The sequence below is a fragment of the Gemella sp. zg-1178 genome (assembly GCF_018790995.1).
Lineage (GTDB): Bacteria > Bacillota > Bacilli > Staphylococcales > Gemellaceae > Gemelliphila.
Genome location: NZ_JAHKEI010000004.1, coordinates 1 through 17,670, shown reverse-complemented (window position 1 = coordinate 17,670; position 17,670 = coordinate 1). Strand labels below are relative to the sequence as shown.

At 26.7% G+C, this 17,670-nt stretch carries 14 protein-coding genes and 1 other annotated feature; of the genes, 2 read left to right on the top strand and 12 right to left on the bottom strand.

From position 1 onward, the window contains the following. Positions 1–65: 65 nt before the first annotated feature. The 6 genes from KMP12_RS01315 to purR all read right to left on the bottom strand — a co-directional run bounded on the left by KMP12_RS01315 (position 66) and on the right by purR (position 9,511). On the bottom strand, positions 66–953 hold the full coding sequence (locus KMP12_RS01315; RefSeq protein WP_252344652.1) for a YidC/Oxa1 family membrane protein insertase: 888 nt from the start codon (positions 951–953) through the stop codon (positions 66–68). Between the two features lie 83 nt (positions 954–1,036). Beyond that, positions 1,037–4,777, bottom strand: a complete 3,741-nt coding sequence (locus KMP12_RS01310; protein WP_215755942.1) for a PD-(D/E)XK nuclease family protein — start codon at positions 4,775–4,777, stop codon at positions 1,037–1,039. Positions 4,778–4,859: 82 nt separating this feature from the next. Then, entirely contained in the window at positions 4,860–5,834 is a 975-nt protein-coding gene (locus KMP12_RS01305) for a DHH family phosphoesterase (RefSeq protein ID WP_215755941.1), read from the bottom strand. A gap of 16 nt (positions 5,835–5,850) precedes the next feature. Further along, complete coding sequence (locus KMP12_RS01300) at positions 5,851–7,158, bottom strand: DRTGG domain-containing protein (RefSeq protein ID WP_215755940.1); 1,308 nt, start codon at positions 7,156–7,158, stop codon at positions 5,851–5,853. Between the two features lie 111 nt (positions 7,159–7,269). Beyond that, complete coding sequence (glmU, locus tag KMP12_RS01295; RefSeq protein WP_215755939.1) at positions 7,270–8,655, bottom strand: bifunctional UDP-N-acetylglucosamine diphosphorylase/glucosamine-1-phosphate N-acetyltransferase GlmU; 1,386 nt, start codon at positions 8,653–8,655, stop codon at positions 7,270–7,272. Further along, a complete protein-coding gene (gene purR, locus KMP12_RS01290; RefSeq protein ID WP_215755938.1) occupies positions 8,648–9,511 on the bottom strand; it encodes a pur operon repressor in 864 nt (287 codons plus the stop codon). Before purR ends, glmU begins: the two co-directional genes overlap by 8 nt. 193 nt (positions 9,512–9,704) lie before the next feature. On the opposite strand from purR, the gene KMP12_RS01285 reads away from it, so the two are divergent. Both KMP12_RS01285 and KMP12_RS01280 read left to right on the top strand, forming a co-directional pair. Continuing rightward, the gene (locus KMP12_RS01285; protein WP_215755937.1) at positions 9,705–11,003 is read left to right on the top strand and encodes a hemolysin family protein; all 1,299 of its coding nucleotides are present in this window, start codon (positions 9,705–9,707) and stop codon (positions 11,001–11,003) included. Positions 11,004–11,148: 145 nt separating this feature from the next. Further along, entirely contained in the window at positions 11,149–12,135 is a 987-nt protein-coding gene (locus tag KMP12_RS01280; protein ID WP_215755936.1) for a hypothetical protein, read from the top strand. Between the two features lie 58 nt (positions 12,136–12,193). Here the strand turns inward: KMP12_RS01280 and rpmA are convergent, their stop codons facing one another. From rpmA to KMP12_RS01250, 6 genes are all read right to left on the bottom strand, one after another. Beyond that, entirely contained in the window at positions 12,194–12,475 is a 282-nt protein-coding gene (gene rpmA / locus KMP12_RS01275) for a 50S ribosomal protein L27 (protein WP_215756028.1), read from the bottom strand. Positions 12,476–12,477: 2 nt separating this feature from the next. Then, a complete protein-coding gene (locus KMP12_RS01270) occupies positions 12,478–12,810 on the bottom strand; it encodes a ribosomal-processing cysteine protease Prp (RefSeq protein WP_215755935.1) in 333 nt (110 codons plus the stop codon). 2 nt (positions 12,811–12,812) lie between these two features. After that, a complete protein-coding gene (gene rplU / locus KMP12_RS01265) occupies positions 12,813–13,121 on the bottom strand; it encodes a 50S ribosomal protein L21 (RefSeq protein ID WP_215755934.1) in 309 nt (102 codons plus the stop codon). A gap of 16 nt (positions 13,122–13,137) precedes the next feature. Further along, positions 13,138–13,210, bottom strand: a sequence feature (ribosomal protein L21 leader region). Between the two features lie 54 nt (positions 13,211–13,264). Next, positions 13,265–14,692 (bottom strand): N-acetylmuramoyl-L-alanine amidase, encoded by a 1,428-nt coding sequence (locus tag KMP12_RS01260; protein WP_215755933.1) that lies wholly within the window; start codon positions 14,690–14,692, stop codon positions 13,265–13,267. A 2-nt stretch (positions 14,693–14,694) separates the two neighbouring features. Beyond that, positions 14,695–15,150: a D-aminoacyl-tRNA deacylase gene (gene dtd, locus KMP12_RS01255; protein ID WP_215755932.1), complete on the bottom strand. Its 456-nt coding sequence runs from the start codon at positions 15,148–15,150 to the stop codon at positions 14,695–14,697. 8 nt (positions 15,151–15,158) lie between these two features. Further along, a complete protein-coding gene (locus KMP12_RS01250; protein ID WP_215755931.1) occupies positions 15,159–17,342 on the bottom strand; it encodes a RelA/SpoT family protein in 2,184 nt (727 codons plus the stop codon). Between the last annotated feature and the right edge of the window lie 328 nt (positions 17,343–17,670).

The window sequence follows — 17,670 nt, the reverse complement described above, 5'->3', positions numbered from 1 at the left end:
AAGAAAAAATTTACAATAAATATTTAGCCTAAACATTTATTGTATAGAATAAATATTTTAAATTTTTATTTTTTTCTTTTTTTGTTTGAAACTAAAGTTACTTTGTTAGAATCAAAATTTTCTTTTGTTTTTGGAGCCTTATAAGGTGGGTAAAGTTTATAACCTATAAAAGTTTGAACTATCATAAATAATCCCCCAACTATATAATAAACTCCGACAGCTCCTGCAACCGTAAATGAAATAACTGAAATCATTACTGGTGTTAACCACTGAATCATTTTCATTTGCTCAGCCATAGCTTCTTGTCCTGGTTGAACATTAGTTTGCGGCATTAACTTCATAGTCAAATGTGTTTGATAAGCATAAACTATGAAGGCTATAACTGGTAATACATAAGACCTAGTCCCTAAACTGAAAACACCTAAAAAAGTAGAATCAACAATTCCAGCAGAATGTGCTGGATTTAATAAAGTAAAGTATATACCTGTCAAAAAAGGTGCTTGGATTAAAATAGGCAAACAGCCCCCCACACTTATTGGATTGGCATTGTATTTTTTCATTATTGCCATTTGCTCACGTTGCAAATCCATTTGAGCTGTTCTTATTCTTATTTTATCTTCTTTACTAATAGCCCTAACCGCTTCTTTTTTTAATTCCTCTAATTTTTCTTGAACTACAGATAATTCAGGTTTAGCTTTTTCCATCCCTATTTTAGATTCTCTTTGCTTTTTATAATTATTAAGCATAAAAGGCATTATTACTAATCTTAAAATAAGTGTTATTATTACTATCGCAAGTCCCCAGCTACCCACTATGTCATAAATAAATTTTAAAAATTTATCCATAGGTTCTACAAATCCATCGTAAAACCAACCGCTTCTATCCTGAGCAGAACATCCAGTAAGAGTAACCATTGAAACAAGACCTGCTACTATTGCTATTATCTTTTTCAATATATTTCTCCTTTAAATTTTTTACTTTTCAATTATAACAAATATATATTCTAGCGTCAATTATATATTTATTCTTTATCAAGTTATAATTTTTTTAAAATTAATTTTCTTAAATCTTTTTTACTTATATTTTCATAATTTTTTTCTAGTGGTTTACTATATGCATTTGCAAAATTATATAAACTCCTTAATTCATCATCTATTTGAAAATCAAAATTATATATTTTTTCTACAATACTTAATAAATTATCAATATTTATAGCTATTAATTTTTCCATTTCATTACTATTATATGCCTTATGAGCATCAGCGGCATTAATATCTCCTCTTTTTGTTACTCTTGTAAATATTAAATTACTATAATCTTCTTGAAGAAACAAGTCTTTATTTACTAAACCTCTTAGTCTATACTCTTTTTTCTCTTTTCCGTTATAAATTTCTCTATAAAATGCCCCAAAAATATTTTCTGTTTTTTTATTTAATATTAATTGTAAGGCTAAAATATAACAAAGTATTTGAGATATTTCCCCATTATAGAATTTATTTAAGTCAAAATCATTTTTACTACTCTTATAATCAATTATTAAATAATTATCACCTTTAAAATCAATTCTATCTATTGTTCCTTTAAATACAATATTGGGAATATTATATTGTCTAGGTAAAGTTTTTTCTATAACTTCTTTACCTTGTTTATAAATTACACTATCCTTAGAAAATTCCAATTTAAATTTTTTTTCTGTATCATAAAATTTGAATTTAGAAATTGCCATATAGTTTATCTCAATTTCAATAGCAAGAGTCAACCTAGTAATAATTTTTTCCATAATATAATTATTAGTTTTTAAAGATGATATCAGTATAAGATAATCCCTTATACTTTTATTATTACTATTGTTTATTTCGTTAATTAGCATTTCTCTTATATTTAATTTAGCAATTTCTATGCTATACTCATCTTCTTCATACAAGCTAGAAATTAATTCTGACTTTTCTAAAATATAATTTTTTACAACTTTATTATCCATAATTGCATGAAAAAAACTACCAGTATTTAAGAAATTAATATCATAATTTTCAACATCACTAACACCTAATATTCTTCTAAAGAAAAATTTATAGGGGTTATTTACATATTCTGATATTTTAGAAGAGCTATACTCATTAAAATTATCTTTACTTTTGATAAAAGTTTCTCTTAGTTCATCAGAAATAAAAAATTTATTTATATCTAATAATTCATTATTATAAAAAATATTATTGTTAATATCCTTATAAAATAACTCATCTGTTAATTCTATATTTAATCCTACATTATCTACTTTATTACTTAATAAATTATTATTTAAAATTTTATTATATGTATTTATTAAGAACATCAATTTTTTAATTATTTGGCTATTTTCTTTGGAATTAGTACTAATTAAACTTTTATAAGATTGAATAAATTTCATAAATAAATAATTTGCTTCTTTATAAGAATAAATTTTATCCAAATTATTCGTATAATAATCTAAATTTTTAATTTTATATCTTAAAATATCGTCTACTTTATTAATTTTTAAACTTGGAAAAATATTTTTTATTGTATTTAAGTATATTGAAGATGATGTTTCCTTAAAATCATTACTTAACTTCGTATAACTTATAAAAATTTTATCACTTACTCTACTAAGTGAAATATAACTAACAAATTCTTCATCAATAATCATACTTTTATTTGTAGGAGAAATTATTAGCCTTGAATTAAATAGTTTATCCTTATCACTATCATCTAATATACTTTCACTAGCCTTGGTTTTTGGTAAAATATCCTTATTAAAACCTATAATAAAGGCAATTTTTTTATTTTCTACCTTTGCCAAATCCATTTTTGCCATAATTACCGAATTTAAAATTTCAGGAATATTTCTATATTTTATTTTGTTAATTGCTAAAAATAATAATTCTTTAAAATCATTATAATCTATAGTTTTGCTTCCTACATTTTTATTAATACTTTCTAATATATTTAAAAATTTAGTGTAAACTTGTCTATCAATGCTTTCTTGTTGTAAGTCATCTACACTATCATAATGTTCTAAATATCTATTCAATAACATTTTTATATCAAAATAATTCAGTAATTCATCCAGGTTAGATATATAATTTTTTACTTTTTTCGATAATATAACTTTTTTTATTTTAACTACTATTGTTTCTAAAATTTCTTTTACAATTTCTAACTCAAAAGTTTTATATTTACTATTTTTAGACTCTAATAAATAATATTCCGAATGTAAGTCGTCATATTTTTTTACAAGTTTCATCTTTAAAATATTTTCTACATCTAAAATATTAATTATTCTACAATTTTCTAAACTAGGAATATCATTATTTTTAATATATTCTTTTAAGTCTTTATCTGGCACTTTAATATCATTAAAAATAATATATTTCAATAATAACTCTTTATATATATTTTCAAAATTTGTAAGTTGAGTTTTTAAAATATTTAAAATTGAAGTTGTAAAATCTTCATCTCTATAATTAAAAATATTAAATATTAATTTTATTAATCTATGGTTAGCAACATCTAAGTCTTTATCTAAATGAATTTTTATGCCATAATCATTAAAAATATTAATAAAATCTTCATAACTATCATCACGATAAAGAATTACAAAATCTCTATCATTCATATTATTTTCTTTTTTTAAGTTACATATATTTCTCGCTACTTGCTTAACTTCTAATTCTATATTTTCTGCCTCGTAAATTTTTAAAAACTCATCAGTTTCAAACTTATAAGATTTAGATACTTTAGGATACTCTGCCACTAAATAATTTAAGCTGTTATTTTTATACCTATTAGCATGAACATTTATAATATTAAAATCTAGTATCTTATTATTTTCCACATTGAATTTTATAGTATAATTATTTTCTTTATATTGATGAATAGCTAGCAAATTAAAAGATAATATTTTATTTCTTTTAATAATATCATTAATATAGGCTACTACTTCATGAGATTTTCTAAAAATATCCAAACTATACTTAAAATTATTATTTAAATCCTCTAATGTTAGTAAATTGTATTCTAAATTTTCAATATTATACTCTTCAATCAAGTGTTCAACTTTAAAATTAGTATATCTGTCAATATCCGATATTAATGAAATAGTAACTTTTTTAGATTTTTGTAATAATTTTTCAATAAAAGCATAGTGCATAGAAGAAAAATTATAGTAAGCATCAATATAAAATATGTAATCAGATAAATCCAAATAATCCATATAAAAAGTTATAATTTTGAAAAAATCAAACTTATCATATTTTTTATCCCTATCTAAAAATAACAAGTATTCTCTATATATTTCTAGTATAGCAAAAATTTTTTCTTTGTGATTAGCGTCAAGAGAATTATTATAATGATTTTCCAACATTTCTAAACTAATATTATATTCTTTAAATTCAGAAATAATATTATCAACAACAGAAATAAAATTAACATCTTGTAGTATTCTAGAGATTAAAAAATTATTACTATTTTTTAATCTCTCTGCTATATCAAGATAATAAAATAATCTTGCTTCCTCTTCCAATATTTTATTATCTATATTCAATTTTTTTGCAAAATTTTTTGCCATAGAATTAAAATTCATTACATCTATATTGAAAGTACCCTTAAATCTATCACAAAGCAATTTTTCAAAATTGTAACCATTTTGTTCCGGAGTTAAAACAATTATTTTATTGTTTTTTTTATTTTTTTCTATATCATCTAATATATAAGATGTTTTTCCAAGTCCACTAGGTGAAACTAAAAATTCTAAATTCAATTTTAAATCTCCTAAAATAAAAATACTAAATAATTTCTCTTAACAATTATATTATTTTTAAGAAAAACTATCTAGTATTTAATCATTTATTATTTTTATATTCTTTTACAACTTTTTCTAAATCATCTAACAAGTCATCAAATTCGTCCCAATTTTTTACCGTAGCCCCACTAGCTAGAGGATGACCTCCACCGTTATATTTTTCTGCTAAATTATTTATTACAGGCCCTTTGGAACGTAATCTAATTCTTATTTTATTACCTTCATCTATGGCAAAACACCAAGCCAACAAACCATCAAGTGTTCTTAATAAATTAACTCCACTAGAAACTTCACCAGCCTCTATCTTGTATTTTTCCATATCTTTTTTAGTAATTTTTAAATAAGCAACTCCATCATTATAAACTGAATAATTTTTAAATATGAAGGCTCTGAACCTCATCATTTTTTCTGATGTTGTATCAAGAAAATCAATAACTTTTGACATATCAAAATTATGCTTAATTAATTCAGACGCAATAAGCAAGGTATTTGAAGTTGTGTTAGGAAACAAAAATCTTCCAGTATCACCTACTATACCTACGTATAATAATTCAGCTGCCTTATCAGTAATGATAAAATTATATTTTTCATTTAGATAGCAATAAAAATCATAAATTAACTCACTACAAGATGATACAGTCGTGTCAACTAAATTAATGTTCGCATAATTATCTTTAGGAGGATGATGGTCGATTTTTATAAGGAAATTTTCTCTAGTAAATAATTTACCGTCTATCCTAGGAAAATTTGCAGTATCAGTAATAATTACCAAAGCTTCTTTGTAATCATCTTCTACCAATTCTTCTGTTGGAAATAGAAAAGATAGCGAGGGAGATTCTTTTCCTACTAAAAAAACTTTTTTTTCGGGGAAATTAGCTTTTATAATTTCTGCTAATCCTCCTTGTGAGCCGTATGCGTCTGGGTCTGGTCTTTCGTGTCTATGAATAATAATTTTATCATTTAATTTTATTTTTTGATAAATTTCTTCATATAATTCTACATTTTCTTTTATCATTGTTTTCTTTCTCTATTTAGTTTCTTCGGAACACTTGACAAGTTACCAAGGCTTTTGTAACCAAATCATTTTTATCATAAACTTCAACATCAAACCTAGCTGATTTTCTTCCAATATCCATAATCATAACCTTAGTAGTTATTATCCTATCTAAAGGAACTGTTTTTAAAAAATAAACATTTACATTCTGCATAAGAACTTCACTCTTATTGTAATTATGGCTAACTATATGTATTGATTCATCAATTATGCTTAGTAAAGCTGAACGTGAAAATGTACCAAACTGATCTAACATTTGAGGAATTACCTTTATTTGCAAACCTTCTGCTCTAGGAACTATTCCTTTTCTTATAATTTCATCAAATGTATCGCTATTTTGCGATTCTTGATACCTATTATTAGCTAACATTGAATTTATAACTATTTTTCTAGTAACTATTCCTAATAAAGTATTCTTGTCATCAGTTACGGGCATTAATTCAAATCCTTCAGACAGCATAGTATTGCCTACAGAGGATACAGGAGCGTCAAGTTTTGTTGTCATAACATCCCTTTCCATAACATCACGCATACTTGCTTCTTTTTTTTGTAAAAAAACATCACGAGCCGTTACTATACCAACAAGTTTCCCATATTCATTTACTACTGGAAATCTCGTATGACCAACTCTTAATTGTAATTCATACCAATCTTTTACTGTTGCTGATATATCAATTGTATATATATTTTCTCTTGGTATATAGATACTTTCAACAGTAACAATATCTCTCTTAATAATTTGGTCATTAGTTACACGATTTATCAAATGTGCTACTGAAAATGAGTCATGAGGTGTAACTATCAAAGGAAGATTTTTTATGTCTGCTACTTTTTTAATTTCTTCGCTAGGCATATAACCACCTGCAACCAAAATAGCACAATCTTTTGATAATGCCATAGAAATTATATTTGGTCGATTACCCACTATTAATAAAGTACCTTTTCTTATATGTTGGCCTATTTGTTCAGCATCCATTGCTCCTATTGCAAAATCTTGAACTATTTCATGTACTCCGCCACGTCCTGCTATAAGTTGACCCCCTACAATATTAACAATTTCAGAATAAGAAAGTTTTTCTATATTATCTCTTTCTTTCTTCTGGATTCTAACTGTCCCTACTCTTTCAATAGATGACACAAAGCCTCTATTTTCTGATTCTTTTATAGCCCTATAAGCTGTTCCTTCACTTACTCTTAAATCTTTAGCTACTTTACGGACAGATATTTTTGAACCAATAGGCAAAGATTTTATATACTCTAAAATTTTCTGATGTTTTGATTTCATATTAATCACTCCTAAAACTGTTTCATTATAAATCTGTATTACTATATATTATAAAACTTTTCAATAATAATTACAACTGTTTTATAATCTGTTATATAATTGTTTTAAAGCTTATTTTTCAACTGTTCGCCTTGATGGCAATTTTTTAGCATAACCTTCTTTATTTTCTTGTTTTACTCTTGCAATAGCTAGTGTATCATCTTTTATATCTTTAGTTACCGTAGTACCCGCGGCAACGACCACACCATTTCCTATGGAAAGAGGTGCTATAAGATTGGAATTACAACCTATAAAAGTATCATTGCCAATAGATGTTTTGTATTTATTTTGTCCATCATAATTCACAGTTATAGTTCCACAGCCTATGTTAGTATTATTTCCTATTGTAGCATCTCCTATATAACTCAAGTGAGCTGTTTTAGAATTTTTACCATAAGTAGAATTCTTAATTTCTACAAAATTCCCTATACGACTATTCTCTCCTACTTCAGAATTATTTCTTAAATGTGCATAAGGACCTATACTAGAATTTTTTCCAACTTTTGAATTTATTATAGTTGATTGCAATATATCTACTCCATCTTCTATAATTGCATTTTCTAAATAAGAATTTGGTTTTATCTTACAATCTTCACCAATTATAGTATTAGATTTTATAGTAACATTTGGATATATAGTTGTGTCTTTCCCTATTAAAACATTAGGTGCAATATATGTTGATGACGGATCTACTAATGTAACTCCTTTTAGCATATGTTCATTATTTATTCTACCTCTCATAATATTTTCTGCATAAGCTAATGCTACCCTGTCATTAACTCCAAAAGTTTCATCAAAATCATCACACACATAAGTTTCTATTTTTTCATTTTTTTCTCTAAGTAGTGATAAAACATCAGGAAGATAATATTCTCCTTGATTGTTATTATTTTTTACTAAATCAAGCATTTCAAATAATAATTTATTGTCAAAACAGTATATTCCTGAATTTATTTCTTTAATTTTTTTCTCTTCAGCTGTCGCATCTTTTTCTTCTACAATTTTTACTAAATTTGCATTTACATCTCTTATAATTCTTCCGTAAGAGTAAGGATTTTCTGCGTATGCTGTAAGAACTGTTGCTTTAGCTTGAGTTAATTCATGATGATTTAACATTGCATCTACTGTTGATGATTTTATTAGTGGTGTATCACCATACATAACAATAGTTGTTCCTTCTTTATCTGCAAGTTCTGACCTTGCCATTTTTACTGCATGAGCTGTGCCTAGTTGTTCGGATTGTAAAACAAACTTACTTCTATCTCCCACTACACTTTTCACTTGCTCTGCCCCATGTCCAACTACGGTAATAATTTCTTTCATACCTAAATTTTTAACACTATCTAAAACCAACTCCACCATAGTCCTATCACAAACCTTGTGCAATACCTTATATAATTTTGACTGCATTCTTGTTCCTTTTCCAGCAGCTAATATAACAACATAACGACTAGTCATTTTTTTCCTCCTTATCTTCCTTAAATTTATTTTTTAATAATTGTTTTAAAGCATTTCCTTCTTTTATATCAAATTCTCCCGTAACTTCATTTATATTAGTTAACTTGGCTAAATAAGTATAATTTTTATCAAAATCATTATCAGAGTCAAAGCATTCAGCTAGAACTGCCTTACCTACTACTTCAGCATCAAATTCTCTCATAAGAGTTTGCATACCGTTCATAACGCCTCCTCCTCTTAAAAAATCATCTACTAAAAGAACTTTAGAACCTGATGCTAAACTCTTCTTAGAAAGCACCATTGTTTCTATTTTTCTTCTTGAACCTGAAACAAAATTAATTGCAACAGTAGTTCCTTCTGTAACCTTATTATCTTCTCTAATAATTACAACTGGTTTATTTAATACCGAGGCTATGGCGTAAGCAACGGGTATTCCTTTTGATGCTACTGTTACTACTGCGTCAATTTTCCTATCTTGATAAATATTCGATATTAAAATACCTAGCCTATTCATTAAGCTAGTATCCCCTATTATGTCAGACATAAAAATATAGCCCCCAGCTAATAATCTATCACTAGACTTAAGTCTTTCTAAGAAATCTGAAACAACCTCTTTAGCTGCTTCTTCACTAAGTATTGGCTGAAAGATAACTCCACCATTAACACCAGGTAAGGTATTAATTATACCAATATTTTCTTCTTTAAAACTCGTTTTTATAATAAATATATCTTCGCTTATTGAAGATTTTGCTTGATTGAACTTAGAAACAAAATAAGTAAGTGGTATTAATTTATTAGGATTTTTTAATAAATATTCAGTCATTACCACAATACGTTCACTTCTTTTTAATTTCATATATTCCTCCTAAAGTTCGAATAATATACGAATAATATAACACGAACGTTCGTATTAGTAAAGAAATTTAATTAAATAATAATTTTAGTAACAAAAAACTCAAAATTTTAGCAGAAAATTATTAAATTGAATTTTTATTAAAAGTATAGTACAATTACTAATAATTATTTATATATTGAAAGGTAAATTATACATGGATCTCAGTATCTCATTAAAAATTTTATTAATAGTAATATTGTTATTAGGTTCTGCTCTTTTTGTTATGGCAGAATTTTCACTTGTTAAAATAAGACCTACTAGAATAGAAGAATTATCCAACAAAGGTAATAAAAAAGCAAAAATATTGAGTGAAATGGTTGCAAATCTTGATAATTATTTATCTGCCACTCAATTAGGCATTACCATAGTATCATTAGGATTAGGTTGGGTCGGGGAAGCTACTTTTTTTTCTCTCTTTAATCCCTTATTCATAAAGTTAAGTATAAGCGATACCATAACTCATTCTTTATCCTATGTCGTTTCATTTTCATTTATGACTTTACTCCATGTTGTTTTAGGAGAATTAGTCCCAAAAACTATGGCCATTCAAGCCGCTGAAAAAACTGCTTTTAGAATAGCCAGACCAATATTTATATTCAATAAAATAATGAAGCCTGTCGTCTGGTCTCTTAACTCATTAGCAAATATTATTTCAAAATCACTTGGTTACGACAATTTAAGTGAACACGGCGATATACATAGTGAACAAGAATTAAGAACCATAATGCGTTCATCAAGAGCCCACGGTAAAATTAATGACACCGAATATAGATATGTAGAAAGAGTTTTTGAATTTGATAATAAAATAGCCAAAGAAATAATGACACCAAGAAAAGAAGTTGAAGCCATAGATTTAGATGATTCGCTTGCTGTAATAATGAGACAAATTAAACAAGAAGAATATACTAGGTATCCTGTTATTAAAAATGGAGATAAAGATGATATTATAGGTATTTTGAATGTTAAAAAATTATTATTTACAGATAGTAAGTTAGAGATTACAGAAGATTTAGAAGAATACATTAGTCCAGCAATAAAAGTTTTTGAACATACTCCAATATCACAAGTTTTACAAAAAATAAAACAAAATCGTGAACACATGATTGTTGTTACTGATGAGTACGGCGGAACAAGTGGTGTTGTTACCCTAGAAGATATTGTTGAAGAACTTACTGGCGAAATAAGAGATGAATTTGACGAAGACGAACAAAGTCTTATAAAAAAATTAAAAAATGGTCATTATTTAGTGGACGGTTGGGTTGCCATTCAAGACGTAAATTCTTTATTTAACATTGCAATTCCTCATGAAGAAGTTGATACAATAGGTGCTTATATTTATATGATAAAATACGAAGCCAAAATCGGTGCAAGCTATGAAATACAAAATGTAACATTCAAAGTTCTCTCTACAACTGACCATCAAATAAGACAAATAGAAATTTGGAAAAACTAAAGGAATAAAGCCTTTAGTTTTTTACATATCATAAATATAATTTTATGATATAATATTATTATATTTAGAAAGGATTTTACATATATCTATCTGATAATATAAAATTAAAAAACAAAAATAGATATGTAAAATTGAAAGTGAATTTATGAACATCTTAAAAGAAATGCAAAAGGAAATAAAAAAAGACAGCTATTCTATATTTTACTTAAAATACCGAGATGAAAAGAAAAACATATTTAAAGTTGCCTTAGATAAAATATATTTTTATATAGTAAAATACATACTAAAAAAAGAAAATAAAAAATTAGAATATACAAAAAATTTTAAAAATAATTTTAAAGTGGATACAGTTATTTCAATTCTTTTATCAGCAATATTAATGTCTTCAATCTTTCTTATTATGAAAATTACAAGTATAAATAAAGAAAATTATGGAGATTATGATCTTATACAAAATAATACAAAAAATATTGAAATTGGTGAAAATAACACAAGTGAAAATATGAATAATACTTCATCTATTGATAGGATAGATGAAAGGGCATTAGAAGAAGAAATTGAAGCACAAGCCTCATATAAAAACACTTCATATTCATTTAATGTTGCAAGAAACATAAAAACTATTGCTAAAATACACTTATTTAATTCTGCTAATTGGTCAGATTATAAACAAATAATTCCTGAAAATACAGAATTTGAAGTTAATTATATTGTTTCTCCTGGTGGTTATATGATGTATAAAATAGCTAGTGGAGATTATGCAGGATATTTTATAACGGCTAATGAAAAATTAATAATGGTAGATAGGGTAAATGATAATTTAGACTTGAAATTTATAGCTAAACCAATTGCTATAAAATTACAAGCTAATCAAAATACTTATAAAGAAGCTACTTTGAAAAATGTTAAAGCTATTGCATATAAAAATGTAGTTTTAAATATTAAGGGTTATGGAGCTGAAAACAACAGACTAATATATTATATAGAAGATGGTAGTTTTTTACCTATCGACTTAACAAAAACTGTCGAAACCCAAAGAAAGAGCGATGAAAATGCTTCTAATAATAAAAATAAAAGTAAAAATAATTCAGCAACTAAAAAAACTACAACTACTAAGAAAAAAACATCTTAAAGTTTATATTAGTTTATCAAAAATAAAAAACATAAGTTTTTAACTTATGTTTTTTATTTTATACTTGTGGATATACAGAAACTTTTTTACGGCTACGTCCATATCTTTCAAAACGAACTACACCGTCAACTAATGAAAATAGGGTGTCATCTCCACCTTTACCTACATTAGTTCCTGGATATATCTTAGTACCACGTTGTCTATAAAGAATAGAACCAGCAGTAACAAATTGTCCATCAGCACGCTTAGCACCTAATCTTTTAGATTCAGAGTCACGACCGTTTTTAGTAGATCCTACCCCTTTTTTAGATGCGAAGAATTGTAAATTTAATTTTAACATCATCACTGTTTCACCTCTCTTGTTTCAATACTTATATATTTTGAATAATTTTCTTCAATACTTTGTAATGATATGACCATTGATTTTAAAAGAAGTTGTTCTTCATAGGTTGGTTTAATAGACCGATATGTGATATAACCAGCAGTGTCTTCATTTGCTGAAACATCAAAAACTACTTTATCATCTAATTCATCTATTGCATTTATTCCTCCAATTACAACTGCTGATACTCCCGCACAAACAATATCCAAACCTTGCTTGGCATAATTAGCATGTCCATCTACACTAATTTCAAGTATCCTATCTTCTTTTTTTACAATTAATACATTTATCATTATTATGCCTTAATTTTTTCTACAACCAATTTAGTGAAAGGTTGACGATGACCTAATTTACGGTGACTGTTTTTCTTAGCTTTGTATTTGAAAACTGTAATCTTTTTACCCTTGCCGTGAGCAAGAACTTTTGCTGTTACTCTTGCACCATCAACGTAAGGTGTTCCGATTTTAGTTGATTCTCCTCCAACTAATAAAACTTTATCAAAAGTGAATGTAGACTCTTCTTCTGCGAATAATTTTTCTACAAAGATAGTTTGTCCTTCTTCAACTTTTAATTGTTTACCACCTGTTTCTATAACTGCGTACATATCTGCACCTCCTTAATTTTTTACTAAGACTCGCCAAATAAGGTGGACTAAGCACTTTTATACCTTATTTTGTGCGGTTGTAGTAGCAAGGTGCTACTGCAACATTACAATTCTAACACATTAAGTTTCTCTAGTCAATTATTTTATTTATAAATTATCCAAATTTGTGTTGTTGCTTTTTCTATTTCTTCTTTAGAAAACCCTCTATAAGTATTTAATTTAATATCATCATCTGCTGGATCGTTTAAGTAATATTTACCATCTTCTAAGCCTCTGATAACTTTAAAACTTGGTCTATCCAATTTAAAGCTACCTTTTCTTGTTTGAATTAAGACAGGTTTATTATCTTTAAGAGCCTCATCTATTTTATTAAATTGATTTTTTCTAACATCATTTACTTTTAAATTATACTTATCAGCGAAATTTTTTACAATTTTCTCTGAAGTTCCTTGACCGCTAACATAATATTTATCACCAGCCCAATCAACAATTTCTTTTATACTCAAACTGCTATAAGGATTTAGGTAATGCTCTATCATGGCTAAAGCTATTATAGCATCTCCATTTTCTGATATTTTTTTATTATTATCTGTTCCATAACTTATATCTTTAACATCATCATTTTTAGAGTAATAAAAAGGTATATTCATACCACGATGAGGTGCATTAATAAGTTCTTCCCTTACTTTTTCATTATAATTGTCTACACTTATTAAATAGTATAAATATTCTTCTACACCTCTCGTTATAGCCATGACATAATCATTTTTATAAATTTCATTATTTAAAATATCTAAATCAATTTTGTTTTTTAAATTCCCAGCTGAAATAAGAACTTCAGGAACTTCATCTTTTAACTGATTTACTAAGATGTCATTTTTTTCTGACGTATTAACATTTAAAACATAATTACTATTCAAATTTTTTTCAATATATTTACTTAAAAGTCTTGATATTTGTTTTCCGTAATTTAGAGAAACACCACTATTTGCTTGATCATTATTATAAATATTTATATTCAAAACCAAGCTAATATTATTGTCATTAATTAGTTTAAGCTTGTTTTCTTCTTTTGCCTCATTATTATCCATTCTCGAAATATGGACTTTTATTCCCAATTTTTCCAACTCTTCCTTTAATTTATTAGCTGTTTCTAAATTATAGTCTTTTTCTGTATCTACTACTAAAGGATTTAATAGTACGGAATAATTACTTAATTTTTCTTTCATCTTTTCTTCTGGACTTTTTATTTGTGAACCAGACACATTCCAACCAGCAACCCAACCTATTAGATTATCTGCTGTTCTTACTTCTATCCATTCATTACTTTCAGAATATTTTTCTAAAATTGTTCCTGCTAATAATAATTTTATTTCTGGATAAATATCATCTGGCCCTGTTCTAAGTTCAGTTTCTTTAGATAAGGCTATTTGATTTTTGGTGATTTTTCTTTTATCTATAATATTTTTATTGTATTTATAATATAAAATTGCAGAACCTAATAGCAATACTCCCATAGAAAAAATTAAAATGCTAAGTAGACTAATTTTCTTTTTTCTTTTTATTCTCATACTTATACCTTATTATTTGATAATTTTTCAAATATTATTGTTACTGGACCGTCATTTACTATCTTGACTTCCATGTGTGTCTGAAAAATACCAGTTTGTACTTCCAATTCTTCCTTGCGTAAATATTCATTAAATTTTAAATATAATTCATTTGCTTTTTCAGACCATGCCGCATCAGTAAAACTTGGTCTTTTGCCCTTTTTAGTGTCTGCATATAGGGTAAACTGAGAAATAGATAGTATTTCTCCCTTCACTTCTTTTATTCCTAAATTTATTTTTCCATTTTCATCTTCAAAAAGTCTGGCCTCTGCTATTTTTTTTGCTAAATACTTTGCATCTTCTTCGGTAGAATTTTTATGTACTCCTACTAATAAACAGTAACCCTTATTTATAGAGCCTACAATTTTTTCATCAACTATTACTGAAGATTTTTTTACTTTTTGTAATACTACTTTCATAACTACCCCTATTTAACAATTCTCTCTACGCTATATATATCAGATATTTGACGTAATTTTTTCATTATAAAATTACATTCTTCTATATTTTTTATCAGAATACTAAGGTCAATTATGCAAGTCTTATCTAGCTTAGATTCTGAATTAAGTTTTGTTATTGCAATTTTACTTTCATTAAGTTTTAATAAAACATTACTAAGTAATAAATCTCTATCAAAACCATGTAGATGTAAGCTAACGGCATAATCTCTTTTATGTGTGCTTTGCACCCATTCTACATCGAGTATTCTATTTTTATCTTCATTGGCTATATTAGGACATTCTTCTCTATGAACAGTTACACCACGACCTTTTGTTATAAATCCAACAATATTATCCCCTGGTATAGGTTTACAGCATTTAGACAATCTAACTAGTATATTGTCAACTCCTTTTACATAAACACCAGTATCCGTAATTATTTTTTTATTAGTATCCTCGCTTGCATTTATGAGTTTATCCAATTTTTCTTGGGCTAATTTTTCTTTTCTTAATTTTTCAGTTAGCCTCATGAAAACTTGATTAGCTGTTAATGCTCCGTAACCTATTGTGCGATAAAGGTCTTCTAGGTTAGCAAATCTATATTTATTTAAGACTAACTCAATAGCTTCTTGAGTCATTATTTCATCAATATCAAAGCCTTGTGCTTTAATTTCATCTTTTAGTAAAATTTCACCCTTTGCAAGATTTTCTTCTCTTGCAGCCTTTTTAAAAAAGGATTTTATTTTTGATTTTGTTTGTGAAGAAGTGGCTAGATTTAACCAATCTCTACTGGGACCAGATGAATTTTTGCTAGTTCTAACATCACAGATTTCTCCAGTTGATAAAACATAATCAAAAGGTACAATTTTATCGTTTATTGTAGCCCCCACCATCTTATTACCTACTTCGGTATGAATTGCATAAGCAAAGTCTACTACACAAGAACCCTTTGGTAATTCTATGATATCACTATTTGGTGTGAATACATATATCTTATCACTCAATAAATCCACTTTTAATGAATCCATAAAACTTTCTGCAGTAGCTTCTGTTTCATCCCCTTCTGCAATTTTTTGGAACCAATTTAATTTTTGATAAAAATCATCTTGTTTATTGGTTTTTCTACCCTCTTTATAGGTCCAGTGGGCGGCAATGCCCTTTTCTGCTATCTCGTGCATTTCATAAGTTCTAATTTGAACTTCGAGAGGTTGTCCAGCAGGAGAAATTAAGGTCGTATGCAGTGATTGATACATATTAAGTTTTGGCATTGCAATATAATCTTTCATCCTGCCAGGAATTGGTAGCCACATATTATTTACAAGTCCCAAAGTTGCATAGCAATCTGCAACACTATTTACTAAAACCCTCACTGCTAACAAGTCATATATTTCTTCAAAACTTTTATTATTTTTTTGCATCTTTTTATAAATACTATAAATATGCTTGGGCCTGCCATTTACTCCAGCAACAATATTATTTTCTACTAAAATTCTCATTATATCTTCAGAGGCTTGCTTTATACTCTCAACACGAAAACTGCGTTTTTGTTTCATCATTCCCACTATTGAAAAGTATTGTTCAGGATGTAAATATCTTAATGACGTATCTTCTAATTCCCATTTTATAGAACTAATACCCAGTCTGTGTGCCAAAGGGGCATAGATTTCCAAAGTTTCACTAGAAATTTCTTTTTGTTTTTCTTCACGCATATGCTTTAAAGTTCTCATGTTGTGAAGTCTGTCGGCAAGTTTCACGAATATAACCCTTATGTCGCTAGCTATTGCCATAAATAATTTTCTGTGATTTTCTGCTTGGGATTGTTTTTTCGAGGTGAATTTCACCTTATCTAATTTAGTAACTCCGTCAACTATTATAGAAATATCTTCAGTAAATAATTCTTTAATATCTTCTAAAGTATACTCTGTATCTTCTACAACGTCGTGTAAAAATCCAGCACAAACAGTGGCATAATCAAGTTTTAATTCTGCCAATATTCCTGCAACTTGAATGGGATGCATTATATAATCTTCGCCAGATTTCCTCTTTTGCCCTTCGTGAGCTTTTTTAGCCAGCAAAAAAGACTTGTCAATCATTTCTAAATATTTTTCTGGAATATATTCTCTACAAATTTTAAAAACATCTTCATAAGTATAGGGATATTCTAAATTCATCTAGGCTAGCTCCTTCCATAAATATTTATATACTATAATAACACATTAATACAATAAATTCTAGATATACTAAGTTAATAAATTAAAATAATTATATTTTTTATTAAATTCATATATAACTTTTATAATAGTATTAATGATTTTTTTATTTTTAATTATATAAAACTTGAAATTTTAAATCTTTTATTTTTTAATTTTTATTTTAATTTAATAAAATTTTTGCCTAAATAGCAAATAAGAAGCCAATATATTGGCTTCTTATTTTTATTTGTGGTCATAATTATTTTATTATTTTATGACCCTATTAAATCCTAGCTCTCCTAGACTT

Excerpts from the sequence above, each read along its gene's own strand:
- KMP12_RS01280 (WP_215755936.1), top strand. The coding sequence starts at position 11,149 with ATGAACATCTTAAAAGAAATGCAAAAGGAAATAAAAAAAGACAGCTAT.
- rpmA (WP_215756028.1), bottom strand. The coding sequence starts at position 12,475 with ATGTTAAAATTAAATTTACAATTCTTCGCATCTAAAAAAGGGGTAGGA.
- KMP12_RS01300 (WP_215755940.1), bottom strand. The coding sequence starts at position 7,158 with ATGAAATCAAAACATCAGAAAATTTTAGAGTATATAAAATCTTTGCCT.
- rplU (WP_215755934.1), bottom strand. The coding sequence starts at position 13,121 with ATGTACGCAGTTATAGAAACAGGTGGTAAACAATTAAAAGTTGAAGAA.
- KMP12_RS01305 (WP_215755941.1), bottom strand. The coding sequence starts at position 5,834 with ATGATAAAAGAAAATGTAGAATTATATGAAGAAATTTATCAAAAAATA.
- KMP12_RS01260 (WP_215755933.1), bottom strand. The coding sequence starts at position 14,692 with ATGAGAATAAAAAGAAAAAAGAAAATTAGTCTACTTAGCATTTTAATT.
- glmU (WP_215755939.1), bottom strand. The coding sequence starts at position 8,655 with ATGACTAGTCGTTATGTTGTTATATTAGCTGCTGGAAAAGGAACAAGA.
- KMP12_RS01250 (WP_215755931.1), bottom strand. The coding sequence starts at position 17,342 with ATGAATTTAGAATATCCCTATACTTATGAAGATGTTTTTAAAATTTGT.
- dtd (WP_215755932.1), bottom strand. The coding sequence starts at position 15,150 with ATGAAAGTAGTATTACAAAAAGTAAAAAAATCTTCAGTAATAGTTGAT.
- KMP12_RS01285 (WP_215755937.1), top strand. The coding sequence starts at position 9,705 with ATGGATCTCAGTATCTCATTAAAAATTTTATTAATAGTAATATTGTTA.
- purR (WP_215755938.1), bottom strand. The coding sequence starts at position 9,511 with ATGAAATTAAAAAGAAGTGAACGTATTGTGGTAATGACTGAATATTTA.
- KMP12_RS01270 (WP_215755935.1), bottom strand. The coding sequence starts at position 12,810 with ATGATAAATGTATTAATTGTAAAAAAAGAAGATAGGATACTTGAAATT.